Here is a 1,311-nt window from a genome sequence, read left to right as displayed (position 1 = left end):
CCTGTTGCCTCATTGCAATACCTCCGGGAAGACTGATTCGTTGCCTCATTGAAAAAGCTCCGGGAGGTTAGTACTTCCAGGCCCTGTTGACCGGTTTGAGGGGCGCGGGTTTCTTTGCCAGAGCCAGTGTTTCCAACTCGGCTGTGAGTGCGAGGATCTGGCGCGAGAGGGCCCCGGGTTTGATGGCTTTGAACGCGGCATTCATCTGGATGACCGGGCGCTTGTGCATCAGTTCGTGCCGGATCGCGCGCTGGTGGGGTGTGGCCGGCGCATCGTGCTTCTTGGTGACTTTGGCGCCGTGCCTGTGTTTTTCGATGAGCTTTTGCTGTGGCAGCAGATAGTTGGTGAAGACACGGTCCAGCTCCCAGATCTCGTTGAGTTTCTCCAGCTCCGTTGGTGTGTCATAGCGCAGGTAGCCGACCAGTTCGCGGACCCTGGCCCAGTTCTTCTGCTCCACATGGGCGCCGTCGTTTTTGTTGCCGGGCCGGGATCGGGTGAAGGTGATCTGGTGCGCGTGGCAGTAGGCCAGCAGGTGCTCGTTGATGAACTCCGAGCCGTTGTCCGAATCAATGCCGATGATGGGGAACGGGAACACTGCGGTGACGTGTTCCAGGGCTTCAAAGACCCATTTCGCGGCCTTGTTCCGCACCGACCGGTTCACCGTCCACCCGGTGCAGATGTCGGTCACGGTCAGCGTGAAGCAGAACTCACCGAAGCTGTTGCCTCCCTCGTGGCCGACCAGATCGATCTCCACAAATCCCGGGACCGCGTCGTCCCATTCGGCCCAGGTGCGGACCGGGATCTGGGTCTTCAGCAGCGTGCCGGGCTTGGTATGTGACCGTCCCCGCGGGAGCAGTTTCGACCGTTCCCCGGCGAGCTTGCGGTCGATCGTTGCCGCGCTCATGCGCATCAGCAGATCCGCCTGGGCGTCGGTGATGACAAGCTCCTTGTCGCGGCGCAGCAAGGGCACGAGGACCGGCAGCATCGGGGCCAGCAGCCTGCCGGCAGGGGCGCGCAGCACGGCCCAGCATTTGATCAGCCCTGGCAGCAGGTCCGGCCCGTAAATCGGGGTCCTGCCCGGCCTCGGTCTGACGATTTTCAGCACCAGCGCGTCCCTCAGAGCAGCTCTGGCATAGTCGCGGTGCCACCCGGTCAGATCGACAAGCTCGTCCAGGATCCGGGACTTCCCTGCACGATCAGCGCTCTGGTAGGCGAGGGCCTTCTTCTTCGTCACAGCTTGCCGCTGGGCCATCGTTAGCTCCATGAAAACGGGCATAACCCGCAACCGCCGCCAACACCCTCAACCACGCC

1 protein-coding gene is annotated in these 1,311 nt (G+C 62.4%); it reads right to left on the bottom strand.

The window, feature by feature from the left end; all coding sequences use genetic code 11:
- Nucleotides 1–67 precede the first annotated feature (67 nt).
- On the bottom strand, nt 68–1,252 hold the full coding sequence (locus ACH488_RS21930; protein ID WP_397326707.1) for a transposase family protein: 1,185 nt from the start codon (nt 1,250–1,252) through the stop codon (nt 68–70).
- Nucleotides 1,253–1,311: the final 59 nt, after the last annotated feature.

This window comes from Paenarthrobacter sp. NPDC018779, assembly GCF_044391085.1.
Taxonomy (GTDB): Bacteria; Actinomycetota; Actinomycetes; order Actinomycetales; family Micrococcaceae; genus Arthrobacter.
Note: the sequence above shows the minus strand (reverse complement) of the source record. Positions and strands in the feature narration are given on the sequence as shown.